This window comes from Rhizobium sp. P1_B8, from assembly GCF_056406515.1.
Window position 1 is genome coordinate 14,601 of sequence record NZ_JBFTZZ010000042.1, and the last position, 19,375, is coordinate 33,975.

10 protein-coding genes and 1 pseudogene are annotated in these 19,375 nt (G+C 57.5%); 8 read left to right on the top strand and 3 right to left on the bottom strand.

Features of this window, described 5'->3' with window-relative positions:
- Nucleotides 1-115: 115 nt before the first annotated feature.
- The 4 genes and pseudogenes from repA (at nt 116) to AC1D2N_RS32985 (ending at nt 4,782) form a co-directional block, all read left to right on the top strand.
- Nucleotides 116-1,339, top strand: coding sequence for a plasmid partitioning protein RepA (gene repA, locus AC1D2N_RS32970; RefSeq protein ID WP_065276670.1), 1,224 nt, complete (start codon nt 116-118; stop codon nt 1,337-1,339).
- Complete coding sequence (gene repB, locus AC1D2N_RS32975) at nt 1,336-2,373, top strand: plasmid partitioning protein RepB (RefSeq protein WP_130657451.1); 1,038 nt, start codon at nt 1,336-1,338, stop codon at nt 2,371-2,373. Before repA ends, repB begins: the two co-directional genes overlap by 4 nt.
- A gap of 189 nt (nt 2,374-2,562) precedes the next feature.
- Nucleotides 2,563-3,777, top strand: coding sequence for a plasmid replication protein RepC (gene repC, locus AC1D2N_RS32980; RefSeq protein ID WP_065276629.1), 1,215 nt, complete (start codon nt 2,563-2,565; stop codon nt 3,775-3,777).
- A gap of 230 nt (nt 3,778-4,007) precedes the next feature.
- Nucleotides 4,008-4,782, top strand: a pseudogene (locus tag AC1D2N_RS32985) (NYN domain-containing protein).
- A gap of 643 nt (nt 4,783-5,425) precedes the next feature.
- Here AC1D2N_RS32985 and AC1D2N_RS32990 read toward each other — a convergent pair.
- Complete coding sequence (locus AC1D2N_RS32990) at nt 5,426-6,550, bottom strand: DUF418 domain-containing protein (RefSeq protein WP_065277221.1); 1,125 nt, start codon at nt 6,548-6,550, stop codon at nt 5,426-5,428.
- 1,049 nt (nt 6,551-7,599) lie between these two features.
- Nucleotides 7,600-8,751, bottom strand: a complete 1,152-nt coding sequence (locus AC1D2N_RS32995) for a site-specific integrase (RefSeq protein ID WP_130685428.1) — start codon at nt 8,749-8,751, stop codon at nt 7,600-7,602.
- Nucleotides 8,752-8,940: 189 nt separating this feature from the next.
- On the opposite strand from AC1D2N_RS32995, the gene AC1D2N_RS33000 reads away from it, so the two are divergent.
- The 3 genes from AC1D2N_RS33000 to AC1D2N_RS33010 all read left to right on the top strand — a co-directional run bounded on the left by AC1D2N_RS33000 (nt 8,941) and on the right by AC1D2N_RS33010 (nt 15,427).
- Entirely contained in the window at nt 8,941-10,083 is a 1,143-nt protein-coding gene (locus AC1D2N_RS33000; protein ID WP_130749036.1) for an RHE_PE00001 family protein, read from the top strand.
- Between the two features lie 146 nt (nt 10,084-10,229).
- A complete protein-coding gene (locus AC1D2N_RS33005; RefSeq protein WP_477982774.1) occupies nt 10,230-13,649 on the top strand; it encodes a DEAD/DEAH box helicase in 3,420 nt (1,139 codons plus the stop codon).
- Nucleotides 13,646-15,427 (top strand): phospholipase D-like domain-containing protein, encoded by a 1,782-nt coding sequence (locus AC1D2N_RS33010; protein ID WP_130833489.1) that lies wholly within the window; start codon nt 13,646-13,648, stop codon nt 15,425-15,427. Before AC1D2N_RS33005 ends, AC1D2N_RS33010 begins: the two co-directional genes overlap by 4 nt.
- 196 nt (nt 15,428-15,623) lie before the next feature.
- On the opposite strand, the gene AC1D2N_RS33015 is transcribed toward AC1D2N_RS33010, so the two are convergent.
- A complete protein-coding gene (locus tag AC1D2N_RS33015; protein ID WP_130749044.1) occupies nt 15,624-17,288 on the bottom strand; it encodes a hypothetical protein in 1,665 nt (554 codons plus the stop codon).
- Nucleotides 17,289-17,482: 194 nt separating this feature from the next.
- Between AC1D2N_RS33015 and AC1D2N_RS33020 the strand changes: the two genes are divergently transcribed.
- Nucleotides 17,483-19,063 (top strand): endonuclease NucS domain-containing protein, encoded by a 1,581-nt coding sequence (locus AC1D2N_RS33020; protein ID WP_130749045.1) that lies wholly within the window; start codon nt 17,483-17,485, stop codon nt 19,061-19,063.
- Nucleotides 19,064-19,375 lie beyond the last annotated feature (312 nt).

Here is a 19,375-nt window from a genome sequence, read left to right on the forward strand (position 1 = left end):
TCCCCGGTCGTTAACCTTTTGTTAACCCTAAACCTCTGGACCAGTTCGGAGAATCGTGTTCTATTTTTAGCGGGCAATGGCCGGTAAACCGGCGAAAAGCCGCCAAGAGGGACAGATGGCGATAGCAAACCGAGTAGAAGCAAGTGTTGGCTCGAAGGAAGATGCCGGCAGCAAAATCATGCGCCATGCCGGGCTTCTGTCCGGGCAATTGCAGCAGCTTAGAACTCGTATGTATCCGCCAAAATCGGAAAAGACCCTGCGTCCCTTTCTGACCAACGAAGTGTCGAAGCTGACGTCTATACCCGATTCCACCCTGAAGCTCATGTCCACTGAAGGACGTGGGCCGATTCCCAGTAGGCTGGAAAATAACCATCGCGTCTACACGCTGGACCAGATCAATGAACTGCGTGAATTGTTCGCGATGCAGAAACCTGCAGACGCCTTGCGATTCCTTCCTCGTCGTCGTGCCGGGGAGCACCTCCAGGTTCTTGCGATAGCCAACTTCAAGGGCGGCAGCGCGAAGACGACAACCTGTGTCCACCTTGCCCACTATCTCGCCCTTCATGGGTATCGCGTCCTCGCACTCGACCTGGACCCGCAAGCATCCTTGTCCGCTTTGTTCGGTGCTCAGCCAGAAGTTGATGTCGGGTCGAATGAAACGATCTATGCCGCTTTGCGTTACGATGACGCCGAGCGTCGTCCCATCCGCCATATAATTCGCAGGACATATTTCGATGGCATCGACCTCATTCCTGGCAATCTTGAAGTCATGGAGTATGAGCACGAAACGCCACGGATCTTGGCGAACAAGTCCAGCTCCGGCGCAATCTTCTTTGAGCGACTGAAACTCGCCCTTTTGGAAGTCGAGGCGGACTACGACATCGTGATTCTCGACACTCCGCCGTCCCTCGGCTTTCTGACCTTGAGCGCGATATACGCCGCGACTAGCATGATCATTACGGTCCACCCGGCCATGCTGGACGTCGCGTCAATGAGCCAGTTCCTTCTCATGATGGGTGATCTGATTAGTGTTCTGAACGAGAGCGGCGCTCAGTTGGACCAGGACTTCATCCGGTATCTGGTTACACGACACGACCCCAATGACGCGCCACAGTCGCAAGTCGTTGCGATGCTTCGGCACCTGTTCGGCTCCGATGTATTATTGCCGACCGCCATTGAAAGCACTGCCGTTGAAGCAGCCGGCTTGGCGAAACGCTCGGTATACGAGCTCGAATTGGGACAGATCGGACGCGATACTCACAAGCGTGCCCGCGAGGCGGTAGATGCTGTGAACGAGGCGATTGTTCGCCTCGTCAATGAGAGCTGGGGGCGGACATGAGCAAATCCCCTCGCAAGTCGATTGTCGCCAGCTTCGGGTTGCTTTCCGCAGAGCTGGAAAGCGATCAGGCTGCGGATCAACAGCAGCCGTCGCAGGCCCCTGCCCCGGTTCCCGGAAATCGTGTCGGAGCAGGTGTGATCGGTGCTGCACACCGAGCAATCGACGACATTCGAACAGAGCGAGATCGCTTGAAGGCTATCGTGGAGTCGGGCGGTGGTTCGGTTCGCGAGTTGGATCCGTCGCTYATCGACCCATCCCCTTATCCGGACAGACTGCCGGACGATGACGCAACGAGCTTCGAGGCGTTCAAACGGTCGATCGAGACTGAGGGGCAACAGGTTCCCGTCCAGGTCCGCAAACACCCCTCCTCCCCAGGTCGCTATCAGATCGTCTACGGTCATCGACGATGGCTCGCTGCTAGGCAGCTTGACAGGCCTGTTCGCGCTCTCGAAGTCGAGATTTCCGACCTCGACCTGGTTCTTGCACAAGGCATTGAAAACGCGGGTCGCCAAGACCTCACCTGGATCGAGCGCGCGCTGTTTGCCTCCCGAATGGACGATGCGGGGATCAAGCCTCGGCACATCTACGCTGCGCTTTCGATCGAGGACGCAGAACTGGCTCGGATGCGGAATGTCTACAGGATCGTTCCCGCGGATATCATCGAGGCCATTGGGCGGGCGCCGAAGATCGGGCGGCCACGTTGGCTCGACCTTGCCAAGACGGTTGCTGGCGACACGGGAGCGCTCGATGCATTGCGGGCGGTACTGGTTAGGAAGGGCGAGACGGCTGAGACCTCTGATCAACGGTTTCAGCGTGCATTGAACGCCATCAGGCCAGTATCGACTGGTCGGAGAGAGCCAAGCCCGATTACAGACAAGAGCGGAACGAAGCTTGGCGCCCTGTTGATATCCTCGAAGGAGGTTCGAATCTCGGCTGAGGGTTCACTCGGGGTCGACTTTTTGAAGTTTGTTGAGGCGGAACTCCCAGCGCTAACGGAGCGCTTTGTCCGCCTGCGAGAAGAAGAGAAACCCTGACAGCTGTCAGGGTTTGGAGATGAAAAAAGGACGAACTGTAAAAGAAAAAGGCCCCCAAACGTTGCCGTCGTGGAAGCCTCTCTCAATGTGTGACAACTAGAGAATCGCATTTCCCCGAATCCCAGTCAAGAGTCTTTGGCACCGTAATTTGGTGAGCAGGTTTCTTTTGCCTTTTTGAAGGTGAAGAAAATGCAGATTGGAAGTGTGACGACGCCCTTTGGGCGGCGGCCGGTGACGCTTGCCCTGGTGAAGCGGCAAATCGAGACGAGTAAAATCAAGCCGGGCAAGACAGCGGACAAATGGAAAGTCTTTCGGGACGCATCCGAAGCAAGGGAGCTGCTTGGGCTGCAGGATCGCAGCCTGGCCGTCCTTGACGCGCTCCTGAGCTTTCATCCAGACAAGGAATTGCGCCAGGATGCGCAGCTCATCGTTTTTCCGTCCAACGCGCAATTGACGCTGCGAGCCCACGGTATCGCCGGCGCTACCCTTCGCAGACATCTGGCCCTTCTCGTTGAGGCAGGACTGATCGTGCGGAAGGACAGCCCGAACGGAAAGCGCTACCCCCGGAAGGACAAGGCGGGTGCGATCGATAGCGCATTCGGCTTTGATCTGTCACCGTTGCTCATGCGAACAGATGAGCTTGCCATGATGGCGCAACAGGTCGTTGCAGATCGTTTCGCCCTCCGCCGGGCGAAGGAAAATTTGACGATATGCCGGCGCGACGTTCGAAAGCTCATTTCTGCCGCGATCGAGGAAGGTGCGTCAGGCAACTGGGAAAACATCGAAGCGATTTACATCGGTCTCGTGGGCAGGATTCCGCGCTCTCCGACGCTCGGTGATGTGAATTCAATCTTGGACGAGATGGAGATCTTGCTGCAGGAGGTCATCAACATCCTGGAAATACAGCAAAAAGATGAAAATAATAGCACCAATGGTGACCACAATGAACGTCACATACAGAATTCAAATACCGAATCCACCAATGAACTTGAACCATGCTCCGAAAACGAGCAGGAAGCAAAGGCGGTGGACGATGATCGGCCGAAGCGGGGGCCAATCCGGAATTTTCCGCTTGGTATGGTGATGCGGGCTTGCCCCGAGATCGCGATATATGGGCCGGGTGGTACGATCGGAAATTGGCGCGAAATGATGGGTGCAGCGGTCGTCGTCCGGTCAATGCTCGGTGTCAGCCCGTCAGCCTATCAGGAGGCCTGTGAGGTTATGGGGCCGGAGAATGCAGCCACGGCGATCGCCTGTATCCTTGAGCGAATTGGGCATATCAATTCGCCGGGAGGATATCTGCGGGACCTGACACGCAAGGCAGCACGTGGCGAATTTTCACTTGGCCCGGCGCTTATGGCGCTGCTTCGGGTCGATGGCGATAGCAATCGCAGGACGGGATAGTTGGTTGCCTAGACTTGTGGTCGGCTGGTCAAAACCCTGACAGCTGTCAGGGTTTTGCGATCGGCGGATGCTGGAGCGGGGAAGGGTAGATCAGCTCGGCTGGCGGCTACTGACATCATCCGACAAGGTAGGTTTTCGCTCGGTCCGATGGGCAAGTTAAATGAAGTTCCTTGCTGGTCCGAGTCGTGCTCTGCTGGCCTTCGAGACCGTTTTAAAAATGAGGAAGAGCAATGCCGTCTGAAACTCGATCTCCGCGCCTGGCTGTTTTGATTGATGCGGACAATACATCCGCTAAAATCGCCGACGGGCTGTTCGAAGAGGTAGCCAAAATCGGGGAGGCAAGCGTGCGTCGCATCTACGGTGATTTTTCCGGCACGCGCTCCAAGGGTTGGGCGGACGTACTCGCAAAGCACGCGATTATCCCGCAGCAGCAATTTGCGTATACAACGGGAAAGAATGCTTCCGATATCACTTTGGTCATCGATGCAATGGATTTGCTGCACAGCGGTCGGTTCGACGGCTTCTGCCTAGTGTCCTCGGACAGTGATTTCACGCGGCTTGCCGCCCGGATCCGTGAGCAGGGTGTTGATGTGTTCGGCTTCGGCGAGCAGAAGACACCGGAAAGTTTTCGCCAGGCCTGCCGGCGGTTCGTCTATACCGAAAACCTGCTTCCTGGCGCGATCAAGGACGAGCAGAATACTGCATCCACAGACAAGCCGCTGCAGCCGGCAACATCGGCCGTGCCGCTGATCAAGAAGGTACTGTCCCAGGAGGATAGCGATGACGGCTGGGTCAACCTGGGCACCGTCGGCAAGCAGTTGTTGAATCTGGCGCCGGATTTCGACCCGCGACATTCGGCTTCCGAAAACTCAGCGATCTTATCAGCAAGACGAACCAATTTGAGGTCGTCAGGCCGAGGGCGGTCCGATCAGCATAAACAACGAGGCAAAAACTAGCACAATGGTAGCGGCGATGGAGCGAGCAAGTGCCGGGCCACGACGGTGAGTATGGCTTTCGCCTGCGACGAGAAGCGTCATCAGTGCTGCCCGCAAAGAAAAGCGTCTGCCGAGCACGCTTCGGCAAGGCAATTGATATGTCGGCGTCGTCTTGACAGTTGAGACCGAATGGACCGAGGTTACCTTGCGAACGGTGACCCCGCAGCTCGCTCTGACGGAGCGACGGCGACGATGGTAGTGGCGATCTTCGGCACCACCAATATTCGCGCTATTCAACCCGGGTAGCATTGGTACCGGGCTGCTCGCCGTGCCTGTGCTGGCAGGATCGGCAGCCTACGCCATATTCGACCGGCCGGTGGAAAACCGGACTGGAGCACAAGCCACGCGAGGCGGTCGGGCTCTACACAGTTGTCGGGCTTGCCGTTCTCGTCGGCCTCGCGGTCGGCTTTTCGCCAATCGATCGGATACGGGCGCGCGCCTGCTGATGGCGAGCTCCGCTCCGGAATCCTGTCTGCACCGTTTAAGGTGCCTCCTACCAGAACACTCTGGCGCTGTGCTCGTGACGGTCAAGGGTAGGTCGCGGCGCGATTGGCCGTCGGCCCACTTGACCGTCACTGCGCGCGGCGGGCACGAAGGCAAGTCGGTATCATCAATCCCTATAAGGGTAGATCAGAGTCGGGGCGACGTGGTGCTTAGCGGATGTGATGCGCGAGATCTGTGATCCTACCCATCAGCACTTCCATCGGTCCTCGTTGGAAGGCGCGCAGCCAAAGCACGGCGAAAGTGCTTATAACCACGACGAAACCAAAGAGCACAGACAGGCTCCCATCTTCTTCAAGCGCATCTATTCCCATAATGCGCTCTAAATAGGCTACTCCCACAATGTGCAGCACGTAGGCCGTCAAAGACATAGAGCCGACCGCGATTATTGGCCAGACCAGCTTTCGCAGATGCGGGAGCCCGTCCATAGCAAGCCAGCAAGCCGCCAAGACAATCATTGCGCAACCGGTGTTGCCCAGGATCGAGAACGTCGTCTCGCTGTGAGGTGCGGCAACCAGTAGCGACCAGGGAGAGTCGAGATACCACCACGAGTCAAGAGGCTCCCGAAAAACGGCTGGGACAGGCAGCAAACGCAACGCGAGCCAGGATCCCCCATAGCCCAACACGGCCAGCGCGACCCCCTCTAGGCCAAGCCTCCAATGCATTGCTTGCGTATTAAGGCTAAGGCGTGCGATGGCCATACCTGCGATCACGAAAGGAACCCAGGTCATCGCGGGATAGGCGCCGTGGACCATGAAGTCGAACACCGGGTTCAAACTCCCCTCGGGGCCAAACAACTTAAGGAGGAAGCGCATTTGCGGGAGAACTAATGCGGTCCCTGCAGCGAGCAAGCCAAGCTGCTGTGCGCTGCGCCGATAGAGCGGCAGTACCAAGAGGAAGCAGATTCCGTAGGTTTTCAGGATGACTGCGATCCCCGTACCGAGGCGGGTCAGGATAGAGCCAATCGCGAGCAAAACAAGGGCACGAATTGCGACTCTGGCAACGGCCTGTCTACCTGCTTCCCCCGATTTCCGCGCCTTGCGGCCGGTAATCAGGATGATTGAAAAACCGGCCAATACGGCAAACAGGGCAGACGACCGCCCAAGGGGTAGCTCCATCAGATTCCCGATCAGTCCTAGGTCGTCGGGGATGGGGTCACCACCGACATGAGCGGCATACATGCCGAAGACAGCCAAACCGCGAGCAAGGTCGATGTCGACCAGCCGATCTTCGGCCGACCCATCGCTCGGGCCCTCAATTGACGAATTTCTCGCCACGGTGGTTCCTTTCGTTCATTGTGCCGACCCCGGGTCCGCCGTGTTGCAGCAATGGCGGGCCGGAGATTCATTAACCGGCGGCAAGAGGACCAAAGACAGCGCATGATCGGTTGGTCAACTGACCGCAGCTCTAACTTACTGAAAGTTAATGTTTTTTTTGAAGATTTTGTCGAAGCTAGATAGGTGGGTCATCACCTTGTCGGACAGCTCGGCGAAGAAGGCGTGATCCTCGCAGAGCACGCCATCAGCGCGCTGATGACCATGGCCGAAAGCTGAGAGGAGAGGTGGCGTGGCGGGTCGGCAATCTGGGTCGGGTGACCTCGAACAACTCCGCGGCGATCGCCTCGACTTGCTGCGCGACCGGCTTCAGAGGGCATCGCGTTGGTTCATTGCGGTTTAGACACAGCAGGATCATTGCATGCTTTCCACGCAAGGCCGGCTAATCCCCAGCTGACGCATTTCCCCATAGTCCGTGGAGCAACCGAGCCCGAGTCGCCTTGCTGTTTCGTGGGAACGTTTTAGCGTCAATCAATCTCATTACGGCGTCTATCTTCTTGGCGACTGAGTCTCTTTCCTTTCGCCCTTGCATCAGGATCTCTTCGCCCGCAGCATAGCCGTGCCGACAGCCGCCCTCGGTCGTTTTGACACTCTGACTATCCAGCACAGGAGCATTCTGAGAGGCTTGGCGGCCGGTCCGCTCACGGTCCGCCATGACGAGGCAGTGATTGATCCTCGTGAACACACTGGCGTCACGCCAACGGCACAAATAGCCGAACACCGTACTGTTGGGAGGCAGGACCTTCGGGATCAGACGCCAGGGTCTTCTTCCTGGCAAACATAGAAGGTGCCCGATGATCTCTCGCAGCGGCCAAGCTGGCTTGCGCCCCTTGGCGCCGGCTGCGGAAGACCGCTCACTCTGCATCCGTCAGGTCGGGTTCCACATGACCCGTCCATTCAGGCTTCAGACACCTTCTTGGAATCATCTTTAGCCCGATCACTCACCCCATTCCCGGATAGGCTCTGAGCTGCACCGATCCTACCCTTTTCGGCTAGCCAAGAAGACGCGACGCCTGGCCTTCCCGGCGTGTTGCGCTGTTATAATAACTTGATGCCTGCTGCACCGATCGATGACGCGACTGCTCCATCGCCTCGGGGAGTGGAATACCCCGGTTGGCGGCCTCGGTCAGATATCCAGATCGTAGCCCGTGCGCGGAAAACTCCCCACGCTCCAATCCAGCCAGTTCCACCCGCTGCTTGATGATCGCATTGACCGACTGCGGATCGATCGCCCGTCGCGAAACAGTCCCCCATCGCCCGATCGCCCGAAACACGCTGCCGCTGTCGATCTTGGCGGCCACCATCCAGGCATTCAGCGCATCCACCGGCCGGCCGGTCAGAAAGACGACGTCGTCCTGCTCGCCACTGCTGGTTTTGGTGCGACCGAGATGAATGGCGAGAGAGGGGAGGGGACTTCCGCCTTCGTCCGGGATCGGCGGCTCGACGGTCAACTGCTCGCGGCGTAGCCCGGCAATCTCGCTGCGCCGGCGACCGCCGGAGGCAAAGGCGACCATCAGGATCGCCCGGTCGCGGAGATCGCGCAGACTGTCGGTGGCGCAGGTCGCCAGCAGTCTTGCCAGCACGTCGCCGGTGACCGCCTTGGCGCTCTTGCGAAGACGTTGTCTTGGCGCGGCTCGGATCGCCAGCCGAATGGCTGATTTAAGGGCAGGCGAGGCGAAGACGCCGTCAAGACCGCGCCATTTGGTCAACGTCGACCAGTTGGCCAGCCGCCGCCGTACTGTCGATGGCGCGTGCGGACCGACCGACTTGAGAAATCCTTGGCGCCGAAGGTTTTCGTCGACGGTGGCCGGCATCCCGTGATCCGAATCTGTCTCGCGGCGCTGCGGGTCCCAGAGATGATGGGCGACAAACTTCAGCAGCAACGCCTCGGGCGCCGGCCAGGGCAGCGGTCGTCCGGTGGCCGCCAGTCCCCAGGCTTCGAGATAGGCGAGATCCGAGGTCAAGGCGCGAAGGGTGTTGTCGCCCATGCCCTGGTTGACGAGATGGCGCAGCGTCTCGACGTCGTGGTCGGTCAAAAGCTCGGCGAGTTCGTCGCGGCGCTCCATCGGCAGCACCGCGGCGATGGTGTCGAGTTCTTCGGCACGGCGCTCCACAGCGGTCAGTGATGTCTTCGGTTTGGCCACAGGCGCTCCAAAAGGACGGTTCCGGCGGCCTCCGAGGCCGTGATTTGCTGCGATTCTTTCTGATTTGCGCCCTGAAATCAATCTACCATCGATAACCAGTACTTATCGATGGTTAGGCATCGTTTCCGCAAAACCATCCTGTAATGAACTCTACATGTGAGATAGCATTCGTTTAGCAAATCATTTACCATGATTTCAATGTCTTACGATTTGTCGAAATTGCCCATCTCAAGCCTGCTGCGGCCGATTTCGAATGCGGGTTCAGCATTATCGCGTCTCGACGAGCGCATCGCCCGTTCACCCGTCGGGCAGGGCTGGATCGAACGATCGCATTTTGCCGACGCCTGCGCCTCGCTGTGGATCGACGGCGAGCTGGTGCATCTCGAGGATCTGGTGCTGCACGACGCGGGCGCCGACATCCGCGCTCCCACGCATGAGCTGACCATCGCCCGTGACGTGCTGCGCACCCGCCGACGGATCGCATCGCAGCCGCCCGGTTGGCCGCTCAGCGCCGACGGTCTGCGCAGCCTGCGCGGTCAGGGCAACGTCGTTGCCGACGACGGCTCCGCCGAAGGTGCCGTTGCGGCCGAAGGCGAGCCGACCCCCGCTGATGAGGCGGGGAACGGAGGAGGGGAGGGGACCGATGCCTCTGATCCCTTTGCGGCAGAACTGGCGGCGATCGACGCCGTGCTTGCCCGCTCCGAGGCGGCGCTGGCGGAGGCGAGAGCGCCCAGCCGCGCCGGCGGCCGCGAAAAGGATCCGCTGGTCTATGATCTCGATTGGGACGAGGACGAACGGCTTAGCGAATGGTGGGCCGTCCTGCGCGAGCTCGACAGTTTTCCACCCGTGCTGCAGGCGATCGTCGCCCTCGACGCCTGGAATTCTTTGGAGGTGCTGCAACATGCGCCCTGGCTCGGCCGGCCGTTGGCGGCGTCTTGTCTGCGTCAGGCGGGCCTCACCACGGCGGCGCATCTGGCCGCGCTCAATTTTGGCCTGAAAACCATACCCGTCGATCGCCGCCGGCACCGCGACCGCGAAACCCGCTTGCTGGCCTTCCTCAACGGTTTGACCGCGGCGGCCGATCTCGGCCTGAAGGAACACGACCGGCTGACTCTTGCCCGGCAGTCGATGGAGCGCCGGCTGATCGGGCGGCGCCAAACGTCAAAGCTGCCGGAGCTGATCGAGCTGGTGATGTCGCGGCCGCTGGTGTCGGCCGGCATGATCGTCAAAGCGATCGGCGTCACGCCGCAGGCGGCGGTCAGGATCGTCGGCGAGCTCGGCCTGCGCGAGATGACGGGGAGGGGGAGGTTTCGGGCGTGGGGCGTATATTGATGCGATTCTGCTCGGTTGCACCGCATTCCCAGATATTGCAACGTCAGGTTCTTCGATAGGCTGTCCAAGTGGTCGAATCGATTCCCCACTACAGCTTCCCACATTAGGAGCTGCCTTTAGCTGACCTATTGGAGAAGTGTAAGCGCATGGCAGGATTGAAAGGCACGAAGAACAAGCCTCTGGATGCCATTTATCGTTTCTCGGAGGATGCTTACCCTGGCGACCCTGCATCTTGGACGTCGCAGCTCCGACCCGCGACAGGCATTAACGATGGTGAGCAGTATCTGGTCCGGCTCTTCAGAAAAACCGGAACCGCGATTGATGGTGATCTCAGACATCTGCTCGATAGGGGTCTCCGTCGTATTCATCGCGTTCTGACGTCAAGGCGAGCGCGAGATGTGCTCGTGGAGGTTATTGAGGTCGTCGAAGACGAGCACGAGATCGGGGTTGTCATGCTCCGACCTGGTGATCCCCTGTCGGGATCTGCCCATAGAGCAAGGACGCGGTCCCAGCAGCTCTTGACCACTTTCGGCCGTCAAGTCTTCTGGCGTAACATGGAGCGTATCGCGGAGGCGCTGTCGTTATGCCATGATGCCGGAATAGTGCACGGGGCTATCAGTCTACATACGATTTTCTCCCACAACGACGATGTTCCGGACTATCGACTCGGCGGGTACGAGTGGTGCGTCCAAATCGCGGAAAGCCATCTCGACGCGGGACACGAAGACCTGCGCAACACAAGCGTTATATCCTTCCGACAAGATTGGATGGATATCGGCAAAGCTGCTCGCACGATCCTCGGCATGGACGGTGCGTCCGCTCCACTCTTGTCGAGCATTGAATTCAAGATGCTCGATCGGTTGGCGAACCCGCCAGTTTTCCAGCTCTTTGACGGACGCACGGTTCTACGTGAGATCAAGGACGTCATCGAAGAACTTGATCGCGTCGGTGTTGGTAGCGAAGGAGAGCTCGTGCTGTATCCCAGCCGGCAGGTGATGCTGAGCGATCTGCCATCTTTGACTTCCGGCACTATCCCCGCATCTGAAGCAGAGCGCGTTCTTCGCTTCGCAGCCGACGATCTCCTCGGTCCAGAGGTTCGAGCTGTACCGATGAGTTCTGGCTCCATAAGGCTAGTGACTGACATTGCGACCTACATTGTTCGGCCAGAAGAGGGACGCATCGGCACCATAACAGCTGCGTCGAAGCGTCGTAGTGACGACCGGGTGGCGGACGCCTTCGAAATCAAACAGCGCATTCACCTGGCGTCCAACCGGGTGGGCGCCCAAGAACGCGCGAAGAGATCGGGACTTGCAGCTATCGGTTGGGCTGAGATTGCCAGCAAGAAAACGGCGGCAGGGGTGCGCGAGGACCCTCCCTCTTGGTACGCGTTAATTTTGCTGGAAGCGTATTCACTCCTGAGGCAGCAGTTTCACATCTATCCCGTCAAGGTCGTTGCTCCACCAGACGCTTCCAGTAAGCATCTGGTCTGGGTAACACCCCGCGAGGACGAGGTGCGGGACGAGCGACGTCGGCGGATGGAACTTCGTGGATGTGCCGAAGCTCTCGAGCGTGAGCTTTCCCACGATCAAGGCGGAGCTGACTGGACACTGGCGACATCCGATGCTCTCGCCGGACTTCGGGAGCGACAGCCGGAACTTTCGTTCGAGGTAGCTGAAACCGTGAGCGGGGCAAGGCTTTACGCCTTTGCATCGAGCGAGCCGGTGCTGCTCGGGCAACTCCTGTATCTGCGGCCACGCAAGGATGTCGGCCTAGAGCAGGCAGTAAGACGCCGTCTCCAGAATATTGTCGCCGCACGCAGCAACGTCGAATTGCTACGGGCGATCGATGATCCTGCACAGGTCGCAGTGGATGAAGCACTTGTCGAAGTCGCAGCGCCCGGACAGGCGCCGTCCGACATGGATGCCTCAAAGGTAAAAGCCTGGGCATCAATTGCTGAAGGAAAGTCGATCAGCGTAATCGTCGGCCCACCTGGCGTCGGCAAGACGTTCCTGATCTCGAAACTGGTGGAAAGCATACATCTGCCGGCGAAGCGCTCGCGCATTCTCATTTCCGCCCAGAACCACGAAACCCTCGTCAACATGGAACACGAGCTCAAGGAGGTTCTGCCTCCGGACCTCGCGATCATCGTTCGTGTGGAGCGTTCCAAGGGCGGAGCCGAGAATGCTTCGCTGCGGGCACGATCGATGGATGTACTAGGCGGCATCCAAAAAACAAACGATCTCGATATCATGGCGGCGCAGTTTCGTCAGATCGAACAGACCTTGGAGCCCGCTCGGGGCGACGGGACAATCGCTGAGCGCGTTCTCCGCGACACTGACACACTCCTCTTACGCTCCTCGAATGTAACGTTGGCGACGACATCGTCGCACGTCATCGAGGAAATGATTGCCGACGGCGAGCAATTCGACTGGGTTTTTGTGGAAGAGGCTGCCAGAGCGAACGGCTCCGAGCTCATTGGTGCGCTGCTTCTCGGAAACCGTAGGGTCATCATCGGCGACCACAAGCAACTTTCACCATTCGATACGTTGGAACGCCAGAAACTGTACGATGCACAACGATCAGAGGAGATATTAAAAGACGCCCGCAAACAGCTGGCAGCTTTCTCCGATCTGCCCGCCGAGGTTGATCAGGCCCTTGAGGTCCTGGAAGCCGATGGACCGTTGCGTGTCGATGTTCTCGGCCTGGCGATCCGATTGGAGGAGCCCTTTCAGTCTATCGCGATCCGCGAGGAAGAGCGTGAGCAGGCGAACGGTTACTCAAGCTCCATAGCCGCGACGCTCCTGGAACAAAGCCGAATGCATCCCGCGATATGCCGGTTGGTCTCCAATACATTTTACCAAGGCAATCTGGTACCGACACAGCGCGTCATAGATCGGAAATTGACGCTCGGTTCGATGGACGGGTTTCCGGCCAGCCCTGTGGTTGTCCTCAACGTTCCTGCCCTCAGCATGGTAAAACGGCGCGCCTTCGAGGAGAACAGAAACGGTTCCTATGTCAATCTTACGGAGTGCTCCGTGCTGATTGACGCGGTAAAACGCGTCCGTCCCCAACTGGACCACAAGGGCAGTAGACCCAGCTTGGTCTTTCTCGCGCCCTACTGGGCGCAGGTTAAACAATTGGAGCGAATGCTGAGTTCATCGTTCAACGCGCGCGATGGAACGTTGTTCGGCTTCGACAGCCCTCGAAAAGACGGCAGGTTCGTTTACACCTCAGACAGTTTCCAAGGTGGTCAGGCGGATCTCGTTGCGGCAAGCCTCGTCCGCAACAATACCCTGGTGGGTGGACGAGCACTGGGGCATGTCCGAAGCCCGCAACGCATGAACGTCTTGTTGAGCAGAGCCAAGCAGAAGTTGATCCTCGCCACCAGTCTGACATTTCTCGGCGATGCAGCCGAGGGAACCGATCCCGACCACTTGGGCGGCCAGCTTAGCTTTGTACGCAAGATGATCGAAGAGCTGAAGAAACTCGCTGAAACGCAGTTCGAAGGCGTCGGCCCGGGCGCGACGATCGTCCCTGTCGGCGATGAAGGAAGGCTGGCCCTATGAAACTTCATATCGCAGCCTGGCATTACAGGGCCCGCGCAATCATTCAGCGGGTCTGGGGATGGAGCCCGGTCGAGGAGATGGTGCTCCTCCGGCTCCACACTGTTCCCGGGACGATCGAGGGTGTAGCGGCATCACTTTCATTGCCTGCCCAGATCGTGGAAGCGACGGTCGCACGCCTGATGCAATTCGGTCTCGTCGAGATGCAGTTATCTCCGGCGCCACTATTCACCACCAGCGCGGTCGGCAAGGAGTTGGTGCATACCGACCGCCCGCTGCCTGAGCGAACCGAGGAACGCGAAGTCAGCATAAGTCTCGTCTATGAGAGGGCTGGCCATTCCATATTCCGCAGAAAGGACGTCAAGTTGGAGACGAACCCTGGCGGATCGTCCGTCCGGATCGTTGGTTTTCCGACCGACGATCCGCCCGAAACGGATGACACGATGGCGGGGAGGGTGCAGGCACTGGTCGCGGGACAGCTACGTCCGGGGGAATGGATGCGCGGTGTCAGGACGATCAATTCGGTCATCCAAAAGACCTTTGTCGTTTTCGACCTCGACGAGGTGAGGGACGGGCTCTTTCCGGAAGGGACGAGCGACGAACTTAGGCGCTTCTTTGGTGAAGTTCTCAAGACTGGGCAAACCCCTCAATTGGCAAACATTCCGCGCGAGGTAGAGCCATCTGCCTTCCAGACGCGATTCGAGCCAGACAATTTTGTTGTCGGATCGGATGAGCATCTCGACCGGTTCGAGAAAATTGCCGACGACGCCCGTCGTGAACTTTTCGTCCTTTCAACCTTCGTTGCTTCTGCCGATGACGAGAAGTGTGATGAAAAATGCCGGGAGAACCGCGAACGGATCATTCAGGCGCTGGAGCGCGCCGTTCAGCGCCGGGTGCACGTCCATCTTTTCTATGGGACCACACTCGATGAGCGCTCAAAGAATGCAAACGCCATGGAAGCCCTGCGTGTCAGGTTAAACGGGAAGAACCTTACGCGTGGATATGTCCAGGTCCATCGCGATCCGGTGGCGAGCCATGCGAAGTTTCTCGCCGCTGACGACGGGCGAGGGGGGGCGGTGGTTTTGCTCGGTTCCTGCAACTGGCTGTCGTCGCCCTTCAGCGCAGTCGAAGTTTCCGCTGAAGTCCGTGAAGATCTGGCCGTTGCCAGTCTTCTCGATACTTTGAGGAGGATTGTCGGCCCTCTCTCGGAGGCACGCCGTTCAGTGGAAGCGCTCAATTTCATCTCAGCCGATCTCAGGCGAGGGAAGCGGAGCCTGGCAGCCGCGACAGACCCTTTCCAAGACGCACCGGCGGTCATGACCATCCTCCTGGCTCACGAACATGAACGCGTGCTCCGCTCGGCTGCACACGGTGCCGAACACCGGTTCGTCTGTTGCACCAACCGCGCGGGCGCAACAATGGTGCCAGGAGTGTTTAATCCAGCCCATGTCGCGGGGCAGAGAATAAGCGATGTCCGGGTCTATTATTCGCGCCGCTCTGGACCAATCAAACCTCGGCACATCGCGCGGCAACGAGAGCGGCTGATCGGTTTGGCAAGCATTTTTGGGGTACGTGACCCCCAACTTCATGCGAAATTCCTGGCGTGGGGTGACGACGACGTGATCGTAACCAGTATGAACTGGGCCTCGCAGTCTGGCTTGGCGGAGAACCCGTTGGACGAGATTGGTCTTCGAATTCAGGGCGAAGGATTGGCGACGACGCTGCTGAAGAAGTTCGAGGCTTTGCTCCCTGTCGATGCTCGAGGACAGCCAAGAGCATGAGCAGCCCAGATTGCTAGACCTCTAAAATCTTCAAACGCCTATCAAAGCGTGAGCAACGATTCGCGTACGACGGATTGTCAACTGGAAGTGGATGTCCACTTGAGGCCGTGTCTGCTTATTGGGGCCAATCCAAAACGCAACCCAGCCATCGAGAAATGGCTTGTAGCCCCCGCTTGGTATCGGGCCAGAGACCTTTTCACGTCATGTCTCGAAATTCGTCGGGATGATGTCCGAACGCGCGTTTAAAGCTGTTATTCGCCCATTCTTTCATCGAAGCCGCTCGTTCTGGACTCGTGATTTCCCTGTAATTATAACGGAACGGTCCGTCACGGAGTATCCACTGAAGTGTTAGATCATATAGTATAGTCGATCCCATGAACGCATCCAGCGTGCGCTTCAATGCTTCGCCCTTGCGACCGGTAATCGCTCGTATATGAATTTGCTCGGTATCCGATTTGTCGGTAAAAAGCGCTACATGGCGGCTGAACAAAGTCCTTGCCGAATCACTTGCTTCCCCGAGCCCAAGGAAGCGTCCGGCCCAACAGAAAAACTCCGGGTGCTTCAGCTTGCTTCGGCAGAAATCCATGAAATGCGACGTCATTACGCGGATTGGCAGGTTTGCAAGCTGATACTGGAACGTCTCCCACTCCTGCATCAGATCTCTGCCCGATGGCGTTTCGGAAAGATCGATAACAGCCTCAAGTGCATTGGCCGGCTCGTCGTATCCCACCCGTTGCGTCAGGACTTTCGCGACAGATAGATATTCGTCTTTGCTGTACGTCGTGATCGCAACCTTGACCTCTGGATACTCGCGGACGGCTTGGCAAAGGAGAGTAAAACGCGCGCCAGGATCGACGTCTCTGATGAAGCCTTCAAAATCTTCGATCTCAAGCGGGAACCCGCGCGTTGGATTGATCGAGAGGTCACAAATTAATAGGAACAACCCAACGAGGGAACTATCGATCGTCTCAGGCCACTCGGATCCAGTCTGAGCGAGGAACTCAGTGAATGCCGCCACATAGATCCCGCTGAGATATCCACTTGAAGCATAGTCCGCGAGGCGGGTTGGACCGCCTGACTCAGCCAAGAACTGAAGCTGAATAAACCGAGCTTGACCTTCGAAAATGGCATGAATTCCGACCTCGGCATGAGTGATGGGAGAACCATGATAAAAGCCCTCATAACGGGAGCGCATCAGGTGATCGAATTTCGGTTGCCAGGTCTCAGGGTTCGGCAGGCTCGCCGGAGCGAGGTCGCATGATTGAATCAGCGCCATGAGAGTATTGCCATACGCAATACGATAAGAGTGACCGACACTTTCAAAATGCTGGTTTCTTTGCAGTTCCGTTGCCCGGTTGGGGATCGCTGTGAGGAACTGGTAAAAGTCGATGTCCAAAGCGTTGTTGACGGCGATGTTGGCCTCTGCAAGCGCTTCCTGTGAAGGCGCCGTGCCTTTAACCAATGCCTGGTCTGCCCAACGTTTTAATGATTTCCGCGGACCGACTACGCTGATCGCTTTCTGAAGATGCTCGAGGCTGCTCGAGAATTGTGCCGGATAGCACAAACTATAGATAAGGCCGGCGGTGGATCCGACATGCTGCCACCAATGAACAGTCTCGTGAATGTAAGTCGAGTATGCCTGAACAAGCTCCACCGGATCATGTTCTTCGAAATCTCCAGACGACAATGCATCAACAAGCTGGTGAACCCGTGGGCTCAGTCTAAGCACGAACTGCCTAGTGTTATAGATTCCATGCGCTTGAAGCGTAGCGGAAAACGCCGTCGGGGCGGCAAGCTCCGACGTTGAATCGACCAGTTCGTGCTTGAGATCTTGGAACTTCGTCACCTGGAAGTCGGTCACATCAAACCCCCTCAAACGCGCAAATTTTTCATATCTAGGTTTTGTTCGGTCGCCCGACGAAGTCTCAGAAGATAAGTGCTTTGTATCGCATTCTGTTGCGATAACAATTCAGCTCTTTCAGCTGCATCAGGGATCCAGTCCGGACTGCGTCTGCTAAATGATGACGATCGAGCTGAAACGGGAGGAAGCGGACGTTGAGCAAGGATGAGACGGCTACGCCGGCGAAACCCGTATTAGGTCTTTTCAAGGACGAAGGGGACTTTCGCGACTATCTCGAAAACAACCTTGATCTTGTCGAGGGAGGTCTGACGCTTCTCGAAAAAGAGCATGTACTCGAAAATCTGGAAGGATCGGGAGGCAGGGTAGACATTCTGGCGCAAGACGCATTGGGGCATATCATTTGTATCGAGATCAAGCGAAGCGATGCCAGCGCACGGTCCGCACTCAACGAGCTCAGCAAATACATTACCCTTTTGGTCGAGCGCGATAGGTTGCCTCCCGAAATGATCAGGTGCGTAGTCGTTTCGACGCACTGGAAAGAGCTCCGACTTCCGCTTTCTTTCTTTGCTCAATCCGTCGGTGTGGCCGTTACAGCTTTAGAGGCAAAACGAGATGGCGACCGCGTCCATCTCGAACCGGTCGAAATGCTCGACATAAGGTTCTTGAAACAACTCAGTCCCGACATGGATCTGATCTGGTTTGACACCGAGGAGCCTCGGCAACGATATGTCGAATTCCTGAGCGCGCGAGCAAAGAGCCTTCCCTTCGTAAGGCTCGCCGTTCTGCTGTTCGAACGGCGTGTGGACGCGGATACCACCCTCACGCCTTATGCGATGATGATTTGCGTCTGGCGCATAAAGGACGGGCTTCATGAGAAAATTACGGATGTGACTGGACAGCCGATCGGTCTCGACCTGCCGTATGCCGCACCAGGTTGGGAGCCGGAGGCTGATGCAAAGAACTGGATCGATGACGCTCCCTTTGCATCTTTTCCTGAAGTAGGCAGGGGCTGGACGCATGGTACACCCGAAAAGCTCTCCTCACTCATCCCGAATTATGATCTGCAACGTATCGAACGCATAGGCGATTGGCCCAAAATCGACCTCATCAATAACGACGGCAGGATCTTGGAAATGGCTCAGGCGACCTCTCCGCTTGTCGGGGCCGGCCGGCTCAGTCGCCACACGTTTCGAGTGAAGGTATCGCCCAAGTATGGACCGTCTTGGCGGGCCGCTACCACTTCATTCCTTGAATTCATTGCATTCGATACGGCATGGGTCGAGCAAGCAAAGGCTTTCCTCGATCAGATTAAGGAAGATGACTCAACCGTCGAACTGCATGCCTTCGACAAAAAGCATCTCGTCTTCGCGATCCATCAGGCGTGCTTCCACGACGAGGCCATGTTCAGCTTTTTTGAGATCGCGGTCCGTAAGGACGATGCGATCGTTCTGGGGATCTGCGGGCAATATTCCTGGGACGGAGTAACTTGCCCAACGAACGTCGAAGCGGTCATCCATGACATTTACGGCGGCATCATGCACGCTCGTGTCGCCATCCAAAGCGCTGTAGATAACGACCGTTACGAAAAGGCTCTCACCTTGCATGGTTTCGTACCGGTTTTCGACTGGGTTAAAGACGATCGGATCTCGCATAGCAGTCTGCCGACCCAGCGCTATCCACTTCAGGCGTTTGTCGCTGCCAATCCTGCGTACAGTTCTGATGTGTCTGCTACTCTCCAACGGGTCGGGCCGCTACCAACTGGACCCTCATCCTGAACCGAATAGAAGCCCTACGCTCCCACAGCATTAACAAGGGCCGCCCATGGCCGCCTTTGGTGAACACTATCTTGTTGAGAGTCTCGATCTCACCCAGCATGCGTGGATGGGCAGACTATCAGTCGCGATCCAAAATAAGTCGGGGATGTGTTCGGTAAAGCCCTGCAGTGTTAGTTGAGTGATCAATGCTGCAGGAAACACAGTGTGTGTCCGGATGGGCATGACATGCTCTGTCTACCATGAACCATGCAGGGATGTGTTCCAAGGAATTTCTAGAATATTGCCTCGTCGTGACCATCAGCTTCGTCAAGC

Coding starts and splice junctions, on each gene's coding strand:
- AC1D2N_RS33010 (WP_130833489.1), top strand. CDS start 13,646: ATGAAACTTCATATCGCAGCCTGGCATTACAGGGCCCGCGCAATCATT.
- AC1D2N_RS33005 (WP_477982774.1), top strand. CDS start 10,230: ATGGCAGGATTGAAAGGCACGAAGAACAAGCCTCTGGATGCCATTTAT.
- repA (WP_065276670.1), top strand. CDS start 116: ATGGCGATAGCAAACCGAGTAGAAGCAAGTGTTGGCTCGAAGGAAGAT.
- AC1D2N_RS33000 (WP_130749036.1), top strand. CDS start 8,941: ATGATTTCAATGTCTTACGATTTGTCGAAATTGCCCATCTCAAGCCTG.
- repC (WP_065276629.1), top strand. CDS start 2,563: ATGCAGATTGGAAGTGTGACGACGCCCTTTGGGCGGCGGCCGGTGACG.